We start from the raw sequence: 17,935 nt of genomic DNA on the forward strand, positions 1-17,935 counted from the left end.
AAACGGCCATCACCCGAACCGAAACTGCCCCAAGCCCATCCCGGGGTTGAGCAAGCCCTGCACGGCCCCGGCCAGCGCGCGCTGCGGTGCGGGGGTGAGCTGATCGTATGTGGTTTGCAGCAGCGGGCCCAGGCCGTGTTCGGCGCTGAAGCTGCCGCCGTGCTGGGCGACCAAGGCGTAGATGCCGGTGCGCAGGCGCAGGCTGTCGTCTTTGGCCAGCGGCGCGGCGGCCTTGGGCCAGACCAAATTGAAGTGCTGGCCGCCGTCGCCGAGGTGGCCAAAGTCGCACACCTGGGCCGGCGCAAAGTGCTCGGCCAACCAGGCGGTGGCGGCTTCGCGGAAGGACCAGACGGCCTTGCGCGGCAGGCTGATGTCGAAGCCGATCACGGCGCCTTGCTCGCGCAGGCCTTCACTCACCGCGTGGCGCAGGCCCCAAAGGCCTTCGTCGTTGTCCAACGCGGCATCCACCACCTCGCCGGATTCAAACGCCGACTCCAAGGCCGCGTGCAGGAGCTCCCGCAGGTTGAGCTGCGCGGGCGAGAGCTCTGAGGAGAGTTCGATCAACAGGCTGTAAGGCGGCAATTCCGTCGCGAAGGGTGAAGCACCACCTTGCACATGGATGGCCGCCGCCAAGGCCGGGGCACTCAGGCCCTCAAAGGCCGAGACCAAGGCCCCGAACTCGCCCATCCAGCGCTGATAGAGCGGCCACACCGCGTCCAAGCCCGAAGGGGCGACCAGGGCCACGGCGCTTTGCTTCGGCAACGGGGCCAGCTTCAAGGTGGCCTCGGTGACGAGCCCCAAGCTGCCGGAGCTGCCGATAAAGAGCTGTTGCACGGCCAAGGCCGAGTTGTCTTTGGCCAGACCATGGCCAAACCGCAGCACCTCGCCGTTCACCAGGGCCACTTCCAGGCCCAGGGTGTTGGCGCGCACGTCGCCATAGCGGCACATGCGCGTGCCGCCGGTGTTGTGGGCCAGCATGCCGCCAATGCTGGGGTCCGCGCTGAGGTCGATGGGGAACTGCAAGCCGTGCTCGGCCAGACGCTGGTTGACCTCGCTCAGCTTGAACCCCGCCGAGACGCGCAGCGTGCGGTCCAGCGGGTCAAACTCAAACACCTCACGCAGCCGCTCGGTGGAGAGCAGCACCTGCCCGTTCGGCGTGGCCGCTTGCACCAATCCTGTGTGGGCGCCTTGCAGCACCACCGCCACGCCGTGGCGCTGCGCCAGCGCCAGCCACTCGGCCGCCTGGGCAGCGGTGGCGGGCTTGAGCACGGCGGCGGCGTGGCCGGCACCGTAGCGGGCCCCTTGCAGGTAACGGGGTTCAATCTCGGCGCAGGCTGCGGGGCCCACGGCCGTCAAAAAGGCTTCAAGCGTCATCGTCGTGTTGCCGCGCACGGCGGCGCTTTTCGCGGGCCATGCGCAGACGCACAGCCACCAGCACCACCAAGCCGATCACCACCGGGACCATGACCGTCCACGAGGCGGAGCCCGAAGACGTGGCCGACTTGGGGCCGAAAATCAGGCCCACCAGCGCCGCCGCGCCCCAGAACACCAGGGCGGTCAGCGCCAGGGCGGCCAAGCCGAAGAGCCAGCGCATCAGTTCAGGATTTCCAGGGCTTCGTGCGTGGTCATCTTGAAGATGGCCGTCGCATTGCCCGCGTCAAACGCCAGGTCCAAGCGGCCGCATTGCAGGCGCTCGCGCTGGATGAACTCGTAGAAGCTGCCCGGCACATGGCGCGCCACCCAGTCCCCGTCTTCGGTCAGGAACTCGCGCTCGACCTGAGCGGCCTTGAAGGCGGTTTGCAACACCCGACCGCTGCGGCTGACCTCGATGGCATCCTTGATGGAGCGGCCCAGCTTCTTCTGCTGCGCACTCAAGGCCTCCAGGTCCTCGACCCGGTCGGTGGCGTGGTTGAAGGCGTTGCCCTCCGTCGAAATCCAGGCCATCTCGGCGCTCTCGGCCAGCAAGGTCTCGTAGTCCTTGAGCGAGAAGCCGCCGTGCTGGCGACCGAAGCAGGCCACCACTTTGGGCATCAGCGCCAGCGCGTCCATCCAGGGCAGGCTGCTGTCACGGCCCAGCCGCTCCAGGCGCCCAATGTCTTGCGGGCCCAGCGGGTCGACCGAATCGGCCAGCACGCGGGTGACCGCGGCTTGGAACTCGGCGCTGAACTGCTCGGGGTGCAGCTCCGACACAAAAAACTGCGCGATGGTCTCGGGGAAATCGGTGTGCGCCCAAGCGCGGCCCGTCATCTTCAGGCGCGGCAACGGGTAGGTGTCGGCCACCACAAAGCCCAGCGGACGCAGCACTCTAGAGATGGCGGCCTCACCCGGCGGCAGCGCGCCAGACGGCCAAGCCACGGTGCGCAGGGCGCCGTGGTCGAAGGTGATCTTCTGACCAGCGGCCATCACGTCCTGCACGTAGTCGTGCCCCTCGGGCACGCGCTCGTGCAGGTCGTAGAACAACACCATGTTCAGCGCCTGGGCCATCTCGGCACGGCTGACGGTCTCGCCCACGGGCTTGAGCAAGCGCGGGTCGATTTCCAGTTGGGTGAACAGGGCATCGGCGGCAGAGACGCCGAGCATGCCCTTGACGAGGCGATAGACGCCGGTGTCAGCAGAACTCATCGAGTGAATCTTCAAGCAGACTGGGCCGCCCACCTGGGCAGTCCCAGAAGATATGGGGCCAGGGTGGAACCGGCTTCGCCGGGCCACTCGTGGCGCCCCCTTGAGGGGGAGACGGCTCCGCCGTCTCGGGGTTGGTGGGTCAGTTCCTCAAACGTCGAACTTGACGCCTTGGGCCAGCGGCAGCGAGTTGCTGTAGTTGACCGTGTTGGTCACGCGGCGCATGTACTGGCGCCACGCATCCGAGCCCGACTCACGGCCGCCGCCGGTTTCCTTCTCGCCACCGAAGGCGCCACCGATTTCGGCGCCCGAGGTGCCGATGTTGACGTTGGCGATGCCGCAGTCGCTACCGGCCGCCGACATGAAGGCCTCGGCCTCGCGAATGTCGGTGGTGAAGATGGCGCTGGACAGGCCTTGGGGCACGTTGTTTTGCAGGGCGATGGCGTCGCTCAGGTTCTCGTACTTCAGCACGTAGAGGATGGGCGCGAAGGTCTCGTGGCACACCACTTCGGTCTGGGCCGGCATGGTCACCAGGGCCGGGGCGGCGTAGAAGGCCTCGGGGTGCTCGGCGGCCAGCGCACGCTCACCCCCGCGCACCACACCGCCTTGTTCCTTGGCCTGGCCCAGAGCGGCTTGCATGGCGTCGAAGGCCAGCTTGTCCACCAGCGGGCCCACCAGGGTGCCGTCGGCCAAGGGGTTGCCGATCTTCAGTTGCACGCGCACCTTTTCCAGGCGCTCGACCAGTTGGTCGTGCACCGAGGCGTGGGCGATCACGCGGCGGGTGGTGGTGCAGCGCTGGCCGGCGGTGCCCCAGGCACCGAAGGCGATGGCACGCACGGCCAGGTCCAAGTCGGCCTTGTCGCTGACGATCAGGGCGTTGTTGCCACCCAGCTCCAGCAGGCAGCGGCCAAAGCGCGCGGCGACCTTCGGGCCCACGATGCGGCCCATGCGGGTCGACCCGGTGGCGCTGATCAGGGGCACACGGGCGTCCGTGACCAGGGCTTCACCGACGGCAGCGCCGCCGTTGATCAGCATCGACAGGCCTTCCGGCGCAGCATGGCCGTCGGCCTTGTAGGCGGCAACGGCCTTCTCGAACAGGGCTTGCGTGGCCAGGGCGGTCAGCGGGGTCTTCTCGCTGGGCTTCCACACGCAGGTGTCGCCGGCCACCAGGGCCAGGGCCGAGTTCCAGGCCCACACGGCCACGGGGAAGTTGAAGGCCGAGATGATGCCGACCACGCCCAAGGGCAGCCACTGTTCCATCATGCGGTGGCCGGGGCGCTCGCTGGCGATGGTCAGGCCGTGCAGTTGGCGGCTCAAACCGACCGCGAAGTCGCAGATGTCGATCATTTCCTGCACTTCGCCCAGGCCTTCGCTGGCGATCTTGCCGGCTTCCAGGCTCACCAGGGCGGCAAGGTCGGTCTTGTGGGCTCGCAGCACTTCACCGAACTTGCGCACCAGCTCGCCACGCTTGGGGGCGGGGATGACGCGCCACTCGAGGTAGGCGGCATGGGCTTGGGCGATGGCGGCTTGCATGTCCGCGGCCGTGCCTTCGACGACCTTGCCCGTCACAGCGCCGTCCACGGGCGAGCGGGCGGTCAGCGTGCCTTCGGTGTACAGGCGCTTGGCCACGCCCATGCGGGCCAGCAGGTCGTGGGCTTGGGTGGAAATGGTGCTCATTGAATTCTCCTGGAAGCAGAAACGCCGCCGCGCTGACTGAGACAGGGCGGCGGCGCTGGGTGTTTAGCGCAAGGTGGCTAGCTTAAGCAATCGACTGGACGTTGCGCTGCTGCTCGTAGGCCATGCCGAAGCGGTTGGCAAGGAAGTCGGGCAGGGCCACGTCTTCTTGACGCACAAAGCCCTTCTGCGGCAGCTTGCCCTGGCGGAACAGGTCCACAGCCGTGCAGATGCCGGCAGCCGTGGTGATCTGGATTGCCGACAGCGGGGCCTTCACGTCACGATCGGCAAAGATCTTGCGGGCGAACACTTCTTGCAGCAGTTGGCCATTCTTCATGCCGGACACGGTCACGAACACCAGCACCACGTCTTGCATGGTGGCGGGCATGCTCTTGCGCATGATGTCCTTGAGCTTCTCCTGGTCGCCGGCCAGGGCCAGGTCTTCCAGCAGGAACTTCATCAGGTCGCGGTGGCCGGGGTAGCGCACGGTCTTGTAGTCCAGGTTCTGGACCTTGCCCTTCCAGGTTTCGCACAGGGTGCCCAAGCCGCCCGAGGTGTTGAAGGCTTCGTACTCGACGCCGTCCAGGCTGAAGTGCTCCAGGCCTTCCAGCGGCAGGGCTTGGATGAAGTCGCCGCCGTGGATGGCTTCGCAGGGGTGGCAGTACTCGTTGATCAGGCCGTCGACCGACCAGGTCAGGTTGTATTTCAGCTTGTTGGTCGGGAAGGCGGGCAGCGCGCCCACGCGCATTTGCACGTCACGCACTTCGTCGAACTGCTTGGCCAGGTGGTGGGCCACGATGCCAATGAAGCCGGGAGCCAGGCCGCACTGGGGCATGAAGGCGGTCTTGGCGTCCTTGGCCATTTCCATGATGGCCTTGGTAGCGGCCACGTCTTCGGTCAGGTCGAAGTAGTGGCAGCCGCACTCCAGCGCGGCTTCGGCGGCGGTGATGGCCAGGTGGTAGGGCAGCGCGTTGACGACGGCGTCATTGCCACGCACGCCGGCCATCAGGGCGGCCTTGTTCTCGCTGTCCACTTCCTTGGTGGCGATGCCCTCGGCGGCCAGCACCGCCAGGTACTTGGGGCTCTTGTCCATCACGGTGACCTGGTAGTCGCCGGTGGCGTGCAGCAGGCGGGCGATGGTTTGGCCGATGTGACCGGCGCCGAGCAGGGCAATCTTCATCATGGTGGATCTCTTCGAGGGTTGATGTCGGAGCCGCGCCGTCCCGGCGGGCCATGGAGCGAACTGTAGAAAATTCCGCCGACGAAAGAAACGTCAAGTTCGTCGGAAAATAGGTCTGCATCGACGTTTCGTCATCATTTTTCGTCGTTATCGAATAAATAGGGAAAACCATGAGCCAAGCCCTGGATGACCTGGACCGCCGCTTGATCGCCCTGCTGCAAGCCAATGCCCGCGCGGCCACCGCCGATTTGGCGCGGCAACTCGGTGTGGCACGCACCACGGTCGTGGCGCGGCTGTCCCGCTTGGAAAGCAGCGGGGCCATCGTGGGCTACACCGTGCGGCTGGCGGCCACGGAAGGCACGCAGGGCGTGCAGGCCTTTGTGAACCTGGCCGTCAGCCCCAAGCTGACCAAGGCCGTGATCGAACGCCTCTCTCTGATTCCGGAGCTACGCCAACTCGCCGCGGTCAGCGGCGAGTTCGACTACTTGGCAGTGCTGCGCGCCCCGAGCACCCAGCGGCTCGATGCCCTGCTGGACGAGATCGGCGAGATCGACGGCGTGCTGCGCACCAACTCCTCGGTGCTGCTGGCCATGCGGGTGGACCGCGTGGCGTGAGGTCTTTGCACAGCCGCCACAATCCCGAGGCCCCCTCACTTGCCTGATCCAGGCCCGACGTCATGCCGCTCGAAACGATTGCTTTTTACTTAGGGTTGGTGCTCTTTTTGGGCGTCCACTCGGTCCGCATCGTGGCCGACGGCTGGCGCGCGCGCCAGATCGAGCGTTTGGGTGCGGCGCGCTGGAAAGGTCTGTACAGCGGCATCTCGCTGTTGGGGTTCGGGCTCCTGCTCTGGGGCTTTGCGGGCGTGCGACACACCGAACTGCCGCTGCTGACCCTGCCCGCCGGCATGGCCCTCGGGCTGCGCCACTTGGCCGCTTTGCTGATGCTGCCGGCCTGCTGGCTGATCGTGGCCTACCACCTGCCGCGCAGCCACTTCAAGGTCAAGCTCGGCCACCCCATGCTGCTCTCGGTCAAGCTCTGGGCCCTGGCCCACTTGCTCGTGAACCACAAGCCGAGCGAGTTGTTGCTGTTTGGGGGCTTTTTGATCTGGGCCGTGCTGGACTTCCGCGCCGCGCGCCGGCGGCCGGGCGCCGCGCCCGCTGCTCCGGCCTGGGGCCAAACCGCGATTGCGCTGGTCGGCGGCACGGTGTTCTACGCGGTGTTCGCGCTGTGGGTGCACAGCGCTTGGCTGGGCGTGAGCCCGCGCTGAACCCGTCTCAGCTGGCGGCGCGACAGCACACGCGGTCGCGGCCGGTCTGCTTGGCTTGGTAGAGCAGCGCGTCGGCTTCGGCGTAGAGCTGCTCCAGCTTGGTGTGTCCCCCCTCGCTCACGGCCAGCCCCAAACTGGCCGTCAGCCCCAACCCCTCGGGCAGCACCCCGCGGTCCTGACTCAGCGCGGCGCGAATGCGCTCGGCCAACACGCACGCGGCTTCTCGATCCGTCCGGGGCAGCAGCACGGCGAACTCTTCACCGCCCACACGCGCGGGCGTGTCCTCGCGGCGCAACTGGGCTTGAAGAACTTGCGCCACCCGCTGCAAGACGGCATCGCCCATCGGGTGGCCAAAGCGGTCGTTGATGGATTTGAAGTGGTCGATGTCCAGCATCAGCAGCGTCGTTGCATGCTGGTGGCGACGGGCGCGGGCCAGTTCCTTCTCCGCGATCTCGTTGAAATGTCGCCGGTTAAAGAGTCCCGTCAGGCCATCGGTGATCGCCTGCTGACGCAGCCGCTCGCGCAGTTGCACCAACTCCGTGATGTCGGTCGAAAGACCAATCAGCGTGCGGCTGCCCTCGTAATTCACCGGCACCTTGACGGACCAGTGGTAGGTGATGGCGCCATCCGGCCCCACAAACGACTCTTCCGCCATCTGCGGCGCATTGGTCTCAAACACCTGCTGGTCCATGCGCCAGAACCCTTCGGCCTGTTCGAGCGGCATGACCTCCACATCCCGCTTGCCAATCACCTGTGCCGCCGACACGCCCCACTCACGCGCCACCTTTTCGTTCACATAACGGTAGCGGCGCGACTCGTCCTTCATGTAGACGTAGGCGTCAATGTGGTTGAGCACCGCTTGCAGCAATTGCCGCTGGTCCTCCAACTGCGCCGCGATCGCCTTGCGTTCGGTGATGTCGGTGGACACGCCGCAAAGGCCAATGATGCCGCCCTGGGCATCCCGCATGGGGCGCTTGACAGTCCAGAACACACGGCGCTCTCCGCTCGCGGCCAGGACGTTGACCTCTTCGCGCTCGATGTCTTCGCCGTTCTGCAGCACGCGCACATCGTCTGCTCGGATGCGGGCCGCGCCGTCAGGGTCCACATACCGGTCGGCCACCGAGCCCAGCACCGCCTCGGCCGGGCCGCCAATCAACGCCAGCATGGGCGCATTGACGTAGGTGTAGCGCCCCTGCAGATCCTTGGTGAAGATGCAGGCGCCCACGGCATCCAGCAGCACCCGCAGCGCCCGAAACGCTTCGGCGGGGTTGTCGTCCGCGGCGTGGATCTCGATCACTGGGCCTACTCCTCCAAACGGAGGAGTCCATCGTAGACAGGTCTCAAGCCCGGCAGGGCCGCCCTTGCCCCCTCAACCCCGGGGGCGGGTTTCCCTGGACACAATGCAGGCCTCCCCTTTCCCATGCCCAACATGAAATACCTGCACACCATGGTGCGCGTGCGCGACCTCGACGCCTCGCTGCGCTTTTATGTCGACGCCCTGGGCCTGCACGAGGTGCGCCGCAGCGAGCATGCGGCCGGCCGCTTCACCCTGGTCTACCTGGCCGCGCCAGGGGACGAGGCTGCTCAAGTGGAATTGACCTACAACTGGCCCGATGAGAACGGCCACGTTGAGGACTACGGCAGCGCCCGCAACTTCGGCCACATTGCGTACAGCGTGGACGACCTCTACGCCCTGTGCACCCGGCTGCAAGCGGCGGGGGTGACGATCCTGCGGCCGCCGCGCGACGGCCGCATGGCCTTCGTGCGCTCGCCCGACCAGATCTCGATCGAGCTGCTGCAAAACGGCCCAGCCCTGCCCCCGGCCGAGCCCTGGGCCTCGATGCCCAACACGGGGAGCTGGTAAGCCCGCCCGAGAACCGTCAGTGCGGCTTGCCGCGCCCCAGCGCCTCCTGGTCGGCCTGGTCCATCTCGGCGGCGGTCACCGCCGCCTCGCGCCACAGGCGGGCCGGGATGAAGGTGCGCAACTGGTGCAAGGCCTTGGTGATCAGGCGCTCATCCAGGGCGTGGCCCACACCCGGCACCACGTCGGCGGTGATGTCGGCGCCCAGCGCCACCCAAGTCTGGGCGGCATCCACCACGTGGCGGTAGGGCACGACCTCGTCCTGCAGACCATGCAACAGGTGCAGGCACACACCCTCGGGGGCCTGACGCGGCCGCGCCAGCGGCGCCGCCCCAAAGCTGAGCACCCGGCCTGCCAACTGGGGCGTGCTCATCACCGCCTCCAGCGCCAGCGTGCCCCCTTGCGAGAAGCCGGCCAGTGCCACCCTGGGCCACTCCAGGTGGAAATGCGCCTGCCAGCGCCGCACCGTTTCCAGCAGGGGCGGGATGGCGGCCAGGGCGGCCAGTTCCGGCGCCGCGCCCGGGGCCTCCTCGTACCACCGGAAGCCGCGCACCGCCTCACTCGGCAGCGCCAGCGGCGCGTCCAGACAGACCACCGCCGCCTGGGGGTAGGCCGCGGTCAGCGCCTGGGCCAGACCCTGCATCTGCTGGCCATCGGCGCCAGCGCCGTGCATGAGCAGGAAGAGCAGGTCCACCGGCCCGGAGGCCGGCAGGGTCAAGGCAGCATGGGGAGGCAACGGAGCGTTCACGGTTTTCTCAGGTCATCGCCCCACCAGAGTTCCGAGCGATGCAGCGGAGTCTCGGGGGGCAGCAAGGGGTTAATCAAACGAATCAAGACCAGCCCAGGCGATCAGCGGCCGCCGCTGCATGGGCTCAGCCTCGCGCCGCCTGCAACTGGGCCCGCGTGGCCTCGGCCACCGCGCGCGCGGCGGGGCCCACCTCGGCCACCGTGCGACCGGCGTACAGGACGGCGCGCGAGCTGTTCACGAGGATGGGCGCCTCGGCCCGCCAGCCCGCCCGCACCGTCGCCTCGGCGTCCCCGCCCTGGGCCCCCACGCCCGGGATTAGCAGCGGCAGCGTGGGTGCGAGCTCGCGCACGCGTTCGATCTCGCGCGGGTAGGTGGCCCCCACGACGAGGCCGATCTGGCCGGGAATGCGCGTCCACTCGTGCTGGGCCCGGCGCGCCAATTCTTCAAAGAGTCGCGGCTGCCCGTCCACGTCCGCCAGGCGCTGCATCTGCCAGTCGTCACCACCGGCATTGCTGGTGCGGCACAGCACGAAGACGCCGCGGTCGGTGTAGTCCAGGTAAGGCTCGATGGTGTCAAAGCCCATGTAGGGCGAGAGCGTCACTGCGTCCGCGCCGTAGCGCTCGAACGCCTCCTTGGCGTAGAGCGTGGCCGTAGCGCCGATGTCGCCGCGCTTGGCGTCCAGCACGATGGGCATGTCCGGGGCCTTGGCGCGGATGTGGTCGATGACGCGCTGCAGCTGGTCCTCGGCCGCGGCGGCGGCGAAGTACGCGATTTGCGGCTTGAAGGCCGCGGCGAGGTCCACCGTGGCATCGACCACCGCGCAGCAAAAGTCCGCAATGCGCCGCGCATCGCCCTGCCAATCGCCGGGGAATTTGGCGGGATCGGGGTCCAGCCCCACGCACAGCAGGGAATCTCGGGCTTGAATGGCGGCTTGGAGGCGGTCGAAGAAAGTGGGCATGCGCAGCGGCGGGGAAAGTCCAGGTGGGCTATTGTCCCGCCCCATGCGAGTTCTGAGCACCCCCCGACTGCACCTGCGCCACTTCGCCCTGGAGGACGCGGACTTCGTGCTCGGCCTCATCAACGAACCGGCCTGGATCGCCGGCATTCGCGACGCCGGCGTGCGCACCCGCGAGGCCGCCCAAGCCTGGGTTCAGGATCGTCTGATCACCCCCTACCAAACACACGGCCACGGCTTTTGGCTGGTGGAGCGCCGCCTGGATGGCGAACCGCTGGGGATGTGCGGCATCTTCAAGCGCGACAGCCTGCCCCTGCCCGACCTGGGCTACGGCTTCCTTACCCGCCACGGGGGCCAGGGCTATGCCCGCGAGGCCGCCCGCGCCTGCCTGGAGTACGCCCCGCGCCAACTGGGCCTGCGGGAGCTGCTGGCCATCACCTCGCCCAGCAACCACGCCAGCAACCGCCTGCTGCAGGACCTGGGCTTTGTCGCCGAGCACCTGCAGCCCCACAGCCCCGGGAACCCCGACGGGCCGACGCAGCATTGGCGCTGGCGAGCTGCGGCGGGCTGACCCCGCCAGCCCCCACTCAGCGGGCCGGCAAGGGCTTTCCGTCGGCGCCATAGCGGATGGGCGCGGTGCGCAGTCCGCGCGCGTCGTACTGCAACTGCTGCGCCACCATGCCGGCCAGCGCCGGCGGCAGACCCGGGGGCGAGCTGGGTTTGCCCTGGCCGTCGAAATAGCGCACCCACTCCAGCCGGCTGCCCTCCGCGCTGTAGCTGAGCCGCACCTCGAAGTCCAGCTCGCCCTTCATGTTGCGGAGCTGCTGGCGCGTCTGGTTGCCGTGCGCGTCGTACGCGTAGGTCGTGGGGCCGCTGGTGCCGTCCAGGGCACGGTCCTCGCCCTGCTCGCCAAAGCCGCGCAGCATGATGGCCTGGCCCAGGCCGTCGTACACATGCTCGCCCGTGGCCACCATCGGGTCGTTGCCGTTCTTGGGGCGGCGCTGGGTGTCGTAGACCTGCCAGCGAACGAAGCTCCCCCAGGGGTCGTAGACGATGCGATCCACGGCCGAGCCCGAGTTGGTGGCCACCAACTGACCCTGGGCGTCGATGTTGAGCATCGTGTCCAGCAGGTCGTCGTGGCCGAACTCCAGGCGCACCCGATGGAACAGGAAGTTTGGGCGCAACGGCGCCGAGTCGCCATTGAGTTTGTGGCGCGTCTCGATCACCACGCCGGGCTCCGGGTACTCCCAGGTGTAACGGTGCGCACCCCACTGACCCTCCACGGGCTGGCCGTCCTTGTCGAAGTAGTGCAGCGTGCTGCGGCGGCCCTGGGCATCGAGCGTGAACTCCATGCGCCACACCGGCCCGTGGGCCGCGATGCGGTCGCCGGCTTCGTTGTAGAAACTGCGGATCTCCCTGCCCGGCAGGTATTCGATGCGCACCTGGGGCGCCCACCAGAAGAAGCCTTCAAAGCTGCCAGGGTTGCGCGTGACCGTGTCGCCCACCGCGCGGCGCACCTCGGTCAGGCGGCCCTGGTCGTCGTAGCGGAAGCGGTGGTGCAGCGTGGTCTTGGCTTGCTCGGCGCTGATCTCGTGGCGACCGCGCAGGTCTTCCATCGGCGACTCGCGGAACACCAGGTGGCGGTGGTACTGCAGGCGCTCGGCCGAGGCGCCGCTTGCCAGGGCCAGCGCGCAGAGCAAGAAGAGAACGGGGCGTTTGAAGTTCATGGCGATTCGAGGGGATCGGTTCAGGATTTCGGCGCGGCAGCCTGCAGCTCTTGCAGACGGGCTTCGAGGCCGCGCAACAGGCGCGGGTCTTGGATCTGGGCCTTCTGGGCCTCCAGCAGGCGCAGCTGCACCACGCGCAGCGCGTCGTCGGCGGGGGGCAGCAACACATCGGGCTGCACACCCACGCCTTCCCAGTTGGTGCCGGTCTTGGGGTTGACCGAGCGACCGCTCGGCACAAACAGGCTGAAGTGCGCGCCAAGGCGGTGCATGCCGCCCGGGTGCGCGCCGCCACCACTGGGCTGACCGGCAATCTGCACGCGCTTGAGCTGCTGCAGGTTGTAGGCAAAGCCCTCGGCCGCGGAGAAGCTGCGCGGCGAGATCAGCAGCCACACCGGCTTGTCGTAATGCAGCGCCACCGGCTCTGTGAAGAAGGAATCCCGCTCCTCGCCGCGCGGGGTGCGCCACACCATGTCGTTCAAGTGCGTGCGGTCTTTGAAGAAGAAGCTGGACAGGTAGGCCACCGTCTCCGGCCGCCCGCCCCCGTTGTGGCGCAGGTCGATGATCAGGGCCTCGGTGTCGGCCAGCAGGGTCATGGCCGCGGCCAGCTTGGGTGCGGCATCGCCCTTTTCGCTGAAGACGCGCAGGTCCAGGTAGCCCAGGTTGCCCGGCAGGCGCTCCACCTTCGTCACCCCCTGGTTCACAAACCGGTGGCGGCGCCGCTCCTCTTCCGGGCTGGACGCGGTGGCCGCCACCACGGCGGGCAGGGGCTCGGCGCTGTAGGCCACGTTGACGTGACGGTCGTTCGTCAGTTCCGCCAGCAACTGGCCCAGGGCTCGGGCGTAGGCCGGCGCATCGGTTGCGGCCTCCAGCCGCGCGCGCTGCGCGTTCAGCCGCTGCGGCAAATCGGCCAGCCGGTCGGGCAACACGTAATGCTGCTGCAGCGCCGCCAGCGCGGCTTTTTCAGTAGCGGCGCGGGTGGCGGCATCCAGGGCCTGGGCCTGGGCAGCGCCGGCGCTGAACAGGCCCACCAGAGCCAAGGCGCGGACACGAGAAGAAAACAACATGGGAACTCCGAGAGGGAACGCGGCGTCAGTCTCGAAGCCTGGGGCCGGCCCCCTCGGAAGTCAGGGACGAAACCCCGACGCGGTGCAATCAGCCGCCGGGCTCAAACAGCGCCCGCACCGCCGCCACGTGCCGTTCGCTCACGGGCACGGTGTGGCCGTCCGTCAAGTGGGCGCTGTAGACGCCATCGCCTTCGACCGTGAGGCGCGTGATCTCGCCCGGCCGCACCAGGGCCGTGCGGTGCAGGCGCAGAAAGTCGCCAGGTGCCAGCCGGGCCTCCAGCGCGCTCAAGGTTGCCCGGTGCAAGAGCTGCCGCCCGTCGGCCAGATGCAGTTCCACGTAATTGCCGGCCGAGCGCAGCCAGCGCACGTCCGCCACCGCCACCCGCACCAGCTCGCCCACCGAACGCACCACCAGTTGGCTGAGCGCCGGGGGCGCGCCAGACCCGGCGGGGGCGGCTTGTTCGCGCACAAAGGCGGCCAGGCTCTCGGCCTGCAGGGCCTGCTGACGCTGAAGCAGCAGGGCTTCAGCCCGCGCCAGGGCCTGGTCCAGCCGCTCGTCGTCCACGGGCTTGAGCAGGTAGTCCAAGGCGTGCACCTCAAACGCCGCCAGCGCATGCTCGTCGTGCGCGGTCACAAAGATCACCAGCGGCGGCTCCGGCAGGGCCGCCAGTTCGGCGGCGAAGGACAGGCCATGCTGGCGCGGCATCTGGATGTCCAGCAGCACCACATCGGGGGGGCGCTGCACCATCAGCACGCGGGCCTCGGCCGCACTGGCGGCCAGCCCACAAACCTGCCAGGCCGGCCGCTCGGCCAGCGCCCACTGCAAATTGCTGCGCGCCAGGGCCTCGTCGTCGACGATCAACACGCGGGGCATGCTCAGCCCCGCTCCGGTTCGGGGCCGGCCACCGCGTCCAGGGCGGCGTCCAAGTCTTCGAGCGGCAAGCGCAGGCACAGCTCAAAGCGCTGCGAGCTGGCCTCCGTCTCGATGCGCGCACGGTCCCCGTAGAGCACCTGCAAGCGCTCGCGCGTCTTGGCCAGCCCCAGGCCGTGGCCCCGCATCAGCTGGGCCTCGGCGGGGCGCGGGTTGCTGAGCCACAGCACCAGGGTGCGGCCCTCGGGGCGCACGACCAGACTCAAGTCGGCGTGCTCGCCGGGCTCCGCCGCTTCCAGCCCGTAGCGCACGGCGTTTTCCACCAAGGGCTGCAGCAGCAGCGGCGGGCAAGCCCAGCGGGCCCAGTCCGGGCCTTCCACGCGCGCATCCCAGCGCAGCGCATCGCCAAAGCGCAGTCGCTGCAGGGCCACGTAGTCGTCGACAAAACGCAACTCGTCGGCCACGCTGACCCAGCGCTGCTGGCTGGCGCGCAGGGCGTAGCGCAAGAGGTCGGACAGCCGGCTGATGGCTTGCAGCGCCACCGTGCGCTCCGCGCCGCGCACCAGGGCCGCGATGCTGTTGAGGGTGTTGAAGAGAAAGTGCGGCTCGAGTTGGCCTTGCAGCAAAGTCAGCCGCAGCCGCAGGTTGTCGGCCTGGGTCTGCAGCATGAGCTGCTGCTGGCGCTGCGTTTGTCGCCAATAAGCCCAGCCCAGTTGCGCGGCCAAGGCGCCCGACGAGCTGATGGCATCAATCCACACATTTATGGCGGGCCATTGCCCCAGCGCCTCGGGAAAGCGCGCCAGCGGCTGGCCCTGCTGCGCCATTTGGATCAGCACCACCAGCGGCGTGGCGATCAGCAAATACAGCGGAACTCCGACCGCGGCCACCGCCAACACGCGGCGCGGGCGCTCCAGCACCTCGGGGTGCGCCTGCAGCACCAGGGCGATCAGGGCGGTGAACCCCATCTGGGGCAGCGTGGTGGGCCAAAACCGGGCCAGCATCTCCAGCACCGTGACCACGCGCCCCGCCCGCTGCTGGTCCACCGCGGCGCTGACGGCAAGCGCCAGCGTCACCAGGCTCCAAAACAGCAGGCTTCCCCCCACCGCCCGCGCGACACCGCGGCGGGTCAGGGGTTGCGAAGCCAAAACCTCGGCGGCGTGAGGCAAAGGGGGGGAAGGCATGGCCAGACTGTAGGCCGCCCCGCGCCGGCACGCCCGGGTGCTGGTGGCAGGGCAACGGGGCTTCGTCCCAAAGCCCACCCAAGGCGGCGGGCTCGCGCCAGCATGGGAACCCTAACGGGAGCCCCCATGCTCAGTCTTCTTCGAACCCTGTTGTTGTGCGGGTCCACGCTGTGGGCCCCCGAGGCCCACGCCACACCGCCCGACAGGTGGACGGGTCCACTGCAAGCCATTGACACCCTGCTGCGCACCCACAGCCACGACCCGGATCGCTGGACCGACGACAGCCAGGCGGCTTTCAAGCGTTCGCTGGAGCGCTTGGCCGCGCAGGCACCCCATCGGGCGGCCTTTGTCGAAGGCTTTAATCGTCTGTGGGCGACCCAAGGCCCGTTCTCGCATGTGCAACTGCTCCCCCAACCCGGGTCGGCCGAGGCCGTGGCGCAGCACCTAGACGCGCTCAACGTGGGTCCCAGCGCCGTGCAACTCAGTTGGCACGGCGAGGTGGCGGTGCTGGCCGTCCACACCTTGATGGGGCGGGACACGCAAGAGGCCATCAGCGCGGCTTACCGAGCCATCGTGGCCCGCCCCGCCCGGGCCTTGATCCTGGACCTGCGAGAAAACCCCGGCGGCGCGTTTGCCGTTCGCCCCCTGGTGGGGCACCTGATTGATCAGCCGCTGGACACCGGCGTCTTCTTGCCGCGGCGCACTCACTCGCCCCCGCAGGCGCAAGCCCTGGACGCAGCACCGGCTTGGCGGGGTTGGTCGTTGCAGAGCTTCTGGACGACGGTGCAGACCCAGCCCTTCACTCGCATTCAGTTCGAGCCCCTGGCCCCGCACTACGCCGGTCCGGTGGCCGTGCTGACCAGTCCGCGCACCGCCAGCGCAGCCGAGATGGCCGTCGACGCCCTGCTCAGAGCCCAGCGCGTGGGCGTGGTGGGCGAGCGCACGGCCGGCCGAATGCTGACCCAGAAACCCTTCGACGTCCCGGGGACCGACTGGGTCCTGATGCTGCCGGTGGCGGACTACCACGCGTGGCACAGCGGTCGGATCGAAGGGCAAGGCATTCGCCCCACCCTGGCGGTACCTGCCGCCGACGCCTTGACCGTCGCCCTCACCACCCTGTTTCCCATCCCTAAGCCTTGAAAGCCTGAAACCCATGAAATCCCCCTTGCCTCGAGGGCTCCTTCCCCTCCTCTTTTTGACTGCCCTGGTGGGTACCGCGACCGCGGCCAACCCTCCGGCAGCTGCACCGGCGCAGCCGCCCCGCCCGACGCTCGCCGAGCGCTCGGCGCAAACCGAAGCGGTGGCCCGGCCCTACTTCGAGGCCTACATCGCCCGCGACTGGGACCGCCTGGAGCCGCTGCTGGACGAGCACATCCGCTTCGACGACGCCACGGCCCATGTGGTCTTCGGCGGGGCCGTGGGTAAGCAGGGCAAGACCGAGTTGATGAAGGCGTTCCGCGAAACCTACGCTGCCATCCGCGCCATGCGCTTCCACCCCCAAAGCCAATTCGCCTCGGGCGAACACATGGTGTTCGTGGGCGAACTGGAATGGAGCCTGGGCTTGGCCGATGGCGCGGTGGTGGACACCCGCATGCCCTTTGTGGTGCGCCTGCAGGTGCGCCAGGGCAAGGTGCTGGAACACCTGGACACGGCGGACTACAAGCCGTTTGCCACCGCCCTGCGCCAAGTCCGGCAGGCCGCCGCCGCGCGCTGAGGCCTGAGCGGCGCTGCGGTAACCTGCGCCGCTCATGATTGATTCCCTGATGGGGCTGCTGGCTGTGCAGTCCCTTTTACTGGCCGCTTGGTTGCTCAGTCAACGCCTCATGCTGCCCTTGGCAGCGTGGCTGGGGGTGCTGGCCTTGCACATGGGCGCCAATCTGGCGGCGCCCGCGCTGGGGCTGACGGGCCTCACACAGTCTCTGGGCCTTTTGCACGGGCCCCTGCTCTGGTTGTGGGTGCGGCACTTGGTTCGCGCCCAGGCGCTGGGCGCACCGGCGGCTGTCCACCTGCTGCCGGCTGCCTTGCCTCCCGTGGCTGCGGGCCTGGGCCTGCAGCCGCCCTGGGCCCTGGTGGCCGCGCTTCAATTTTTCGCGTACTGGTCGGCAGCCCTGTGGGCGCTGCACCGCCAGCGCCAGCAAGCAGCGCAGTTGCGGGCCCATGCGGGGGCCGACCTGCGCTGGCTGCTGGCGCTGCTTTGGGTGCTGGCCGGGATTGCGGTGTTGGACGCGCTGCGCCTGCCGCTGCGCGCCCTGGACCTGCCGGGAGCGGCGGCGCTGCAAGGGCTGAGTTTGGCGGGGCTGCTGGGCTGCGTGTACGTGCTGCTCTGGCAGGGCTTGCGCCAGCCCTTGCGCATTTCGGCGCTCCGGGTCGAAGAATTGCAAGCCTTGGCGCCCGCCCCGCCGCCCGCCCCTGAAGGGAGCGACCAGGAACGCCTGCGCTGGCAAACCCTGCTCGTGCGCTGGCAGCAGGAGAAACCTTTTCTGGATCCCGAGTTATCTCTGACCGCGTTGGCCACCTTGTGGCAAGAAAACCCCCGCCAGTTATCCCAGCGGATTCAGCAGTTTGCGCCCGCGCCCCATTTCCGTGATTTCGTCAACCGGGCGCGGGTGGAATGGGTGTGTGATCAATTGGCGCAAGGCCGGCGGGACAAACTGCTCACCCTGCAATTGGAGGCCGGTTTCAATTCCAAGAGCGTCTTCAATGAAGCCTTCAAGCGCTACACGGGCACCAGCCCCAGCGCCTACCGCGCCCAAGTTCAGGGTCCGGAAACATGAATCCAGACGACGAG

Annotated in this window: 19 protein-coding genes; 7 read left to right on the forward strand and 12 right to left on the reverse strand. The window is 68.4% G+C overall.

The window, feature by feature from the left end; all coding sequences use genetic code 11:
- Window positions 1-9 precede the first annotated feature (9 nt).
- The 5 genes from I7X43_RS01560 to I7X43_RS01580 form a co-directional block, all read right to left on the reverse strand.
- Window positions 10-1,374 (reverse strand): FAD-binding oxidoreductase, encoded by a 1,365-nt coding sequence (locus I7X43_RS01560; protein ID WP_198099130.1) that lies wholly within the window; start codon window positions 1,372-1,374, stop codon window positions 10-12.
- Window positions 1,364-1,594 carry a hypothetical protein gene (locus tag I7X43_RS01565; RefSeq protein ID WP_198099131.1) on the reverse strand — a complete coding sequence of 77 codons (231 nt, stop codon included), beginning with the start codon at window positions 1,592-1,594 and terminating at the stop codon, window positions 1,364-1,366. The genes I7X43_RS01560 and I7X43_RS01565 overlap by 11 nt, the downstream gene beginning before the upstream one ends.
- A complete protein-coding gene (locus I7X43_RS01570) occupies window positions 1,594-2,484 on the reverse strand; it encodes a DUF1338 domain-containing protein (RefSeq protein WP_246480152.1) in 891 nt (296 codons plus the stop codon). The genes I7X43_RS01565 and I7X43_RS01570 overlap by 1 nt, the downstream gene beginning before the upstream one ends.
- Window positions 2,485-2,769: 285 nt before the next feature.
- The gene (gene amaB / locus I7X43_RS01575) at window positions 2,770-4,296 is read right to left on the reverse strand and encodes an L-piperidine-6-carboxylate dehydrogenase (protein WP_198099133.1); all 1,527 of its coding nucleotides are present in this window, start codon (window positions 4,294-4,296) and stop codon (window positions 2,770-2,772) included.
- A gap of 82 nt (window positions 4,297-4,378) precedes the next feature.
- Window positions 4,379-5,473, reverse strand: coding sequence for a saccharopine dehydrogenase family protein (locus I7X43_RS01580; protein ID WP_198099774.1), 1,095 nt, complete (start codon window positions 5,471-5,473; stop codon window positions 4,379-4,381).
- Between the two features lie 170 nt (window positions 5,474-5,643).
- On the opposite strand from I7X43_RS01580, the gene I7X43_RS01585 reads away from it, so the two are divergent.
- Window positions 5,644-6,087 (forward strand): Lrp/AsnC family transcriptional regulator, encoded by a 444-nt coding sequence (locus I7X43_RS01585; RefSeq protein WP_198099134.1) that lies wholly within the window; start codon window positions 5,644-5,646, stop codon window positions 6,085-6,087.
- Between the two features lie 62 nt (window positions 6,088-6,149).
- Entirely contained in the window at window positions 6,150-6,740 is a 591-nt protein-coding gene (locus I7X43_RS01590) for an NnrU family protein (RefSeq protein WP_198099135.1), read from the forward strand.
- 7 nt (window positions 6,741-6,747) lie between these two features.
- Here the strand turns inward: I7X43_RS01590 and I7X43_RS01595 are convergent, their stop codons facing one another.
- Window positions 6,748-8,037, reverse strand: coding sequence for a sensor domain-containing diguanylate cyclase (locus I7X43_RS01595; RefSeq protein WP_198099136.1), 1,290 nt, complete (start codon window positions 8,035-8,037; stop codon window positions 6,748-6,750).
- A 132-nt stretch (window positions 8,038-8,169) separates the two neighbouring features.
- On the opposite strand from I7X43_RS01595, the gene I7X43_RS01600 reads away from it, so the two are divergent.
- On the forward strand, window positions 8,170-8,604 hold the full coding sequence (locus I7X43_RS01600; RefSeq protein ID WP_198099137.1) for a VOC family protein: 435 nt from the start codon (window positions 8,170-8,172) through the stop codon (window positions 8,602-8,604).
- Window positions 8,605-8,620: 16 nt separating this feature from the next.
- On the opposite strand, the gene I7X43_RS01605 is transcribed toward I7X43_RS01600, so the two are convergent.
- Both I7X43_RS01605 and pyrF read right to left on the reverse strand, forming a co-directional pair.
- Window positions 8,621-9,349 (reverse strand): dienelactone hydrolase family protein, encoded by a 729-nt coding sequence (locus I7X43_RS01605; protein ID WP_198099138.1) that lies wholly within the window; start codon window positions 9,347-9,349, stop codon window positions 8,621-8,623.
- Between the two features lie 124 nt (window positions 9,350-9,473).
- Window positions 9,474-10,307 (reverse strand): orotidine-5'-phosphate decarboxylase, encoded by an 834-nt coding sequence (gene pyrF / locus I7X43_RS01610; protein ID WP_198099139.1) that lies wholly within the window; start codon window positions 10,305-10,307, stop codon window positions 9,474-9,476.
- A gap of 43 nt (window positions 10,308-10,350) precedes the next feature.
- On the opposite strand from pyrF, the gene I7X43_RS01615 reads away from it, so the two are divergent.
- Window positions 10,351-10,875, forward strand: coding sequence for a GNAT family N-acetyltransferase (locus I7X43_RS01615; protein WP_198099140.1), 525 nt, complete (start codon window positions 10,351-10,353; stop codon window positions 10,873-10,875).
- 16 nt (window positions 10,876-10,891) lie between these two features.
- On the opposite strand, the gene I7X43_RS01620 is transcribed toward I7X43_RS01615, so the two are convergent.
- The 4 genes from I7X43_RS01620 to I7X43_RS01635 form a co-directional block, all read right to left on the reverse strand.
- On the reverse strand, window positions 10,892-12,031 hold the full coding sequence (locus tag I7X43_RS01620; protein ID WP_198099141.1) for an RHS repeat domain-containing protein: 1,140 nt from the start codon (window positions 12,029-12,031) through the stop codon (window positions 10,892-10,894).
- A gap of 20 nt (window positions 12,032-12,051) precedes the next feature.
- Window positions 12,052-13,095 carry a S41 family peptidase gene (locus I7X43_RS01625; protein ID WP_198099142.1) on the reverse strand — a complete coding sequence of 348 codons (1,044 nt, stop codon included), beginning with the start codon at window positions 13,093-13,095 and terminating at the stop codon, window positions 12,052-12,054.
- Window positions 13,096-13,183: 88 nt separating this feature from the next.
- On the reverse strand, window positions 13,184-13,969 hold the full coding sequence (locus I7X43_RS01630; protein WP_198099143.1) for a LytR/AlgR family response regulator transcription factor: 786 nt from the start codon (window positions 13,967-13,969) through the stop codon (window positions 13,184-13,186).
- A 2-nt stretch (window positions 13,970-13,971) separates the two neighbouring features.
- Window positions 13,972-15,147 carry a sensor histidine kinase gene (locus I7X43_RS01635; RefSeq protein ID WP_198099144.1) on the reverse strand — a complete coding sequence of 392 codons (1,176 nt, stop codon included), beginning with the start codon at window positions 15,145-15,147 and terminating at the stop codon, window positions 13,972-13,974.
- Between the two features lie 126 nt (window positions 15,148-15,273).
- Here I7X43_RS01635 and I7X43_RS01640 point away from each other — a divergent pair, with 126 nt between their 5' ends.
- The 3 genes from I7X43_RS01640 (at window position 15,274) to I7X43_RS01650 (ending at window position 17,921) form a co-directional block, all read left to right on the forward strand.
- Window positions 15,274-16,287 carry a S41 family peptidase gene (locus I7X43_RS01640; RefSeq protein ID WP_198099145.1) on the forward strand — a complete coding sequence of 338 codons (1,014 nt, stop codon included), beginning with the start codon at window positions 15,274-15,276 and terminating at the stop codon, window positions 16,285-16,287.
- Between the two features lie 67 nt (window positions 16,288-16,354).
- Window positions 16,355-16,861: a nuclear transport factor 2 family protein gene (locus I7X43_RS01645; protein WP_198099146.1), complete on the forward strand. Its 507-nt coding sequence runs from the start codon at window positions 16,355-16,357 to the stop codon at window positions 16,859-16,861.
- Window positions 16,862-16,895: 34 nt separating this feature from the next.
- Window positions 16,896-17,921, forward strand: coding sequence for an AraC family transcriptional regulator (locus I7X43_RS01650; RefSeq protein ID WP_198099147.1), 1,026 nt, complete (start codon window positions 16,896-16,898; stop codon window positions 17,919-17,921).
- Window positions 17,922-17,935: the final 14 nt, after the last annotated feature.

Origin of the sequence: Inhella gelatinilytica (genome assembly GCF_016093295.1) — a bacterium.
GTDB lineage: Bacteria > Pseudomonadota > Gammaproteobacteria > Burkholderiales > Burkholderiaceae_C > Inhella > Inhella gelatinilytica.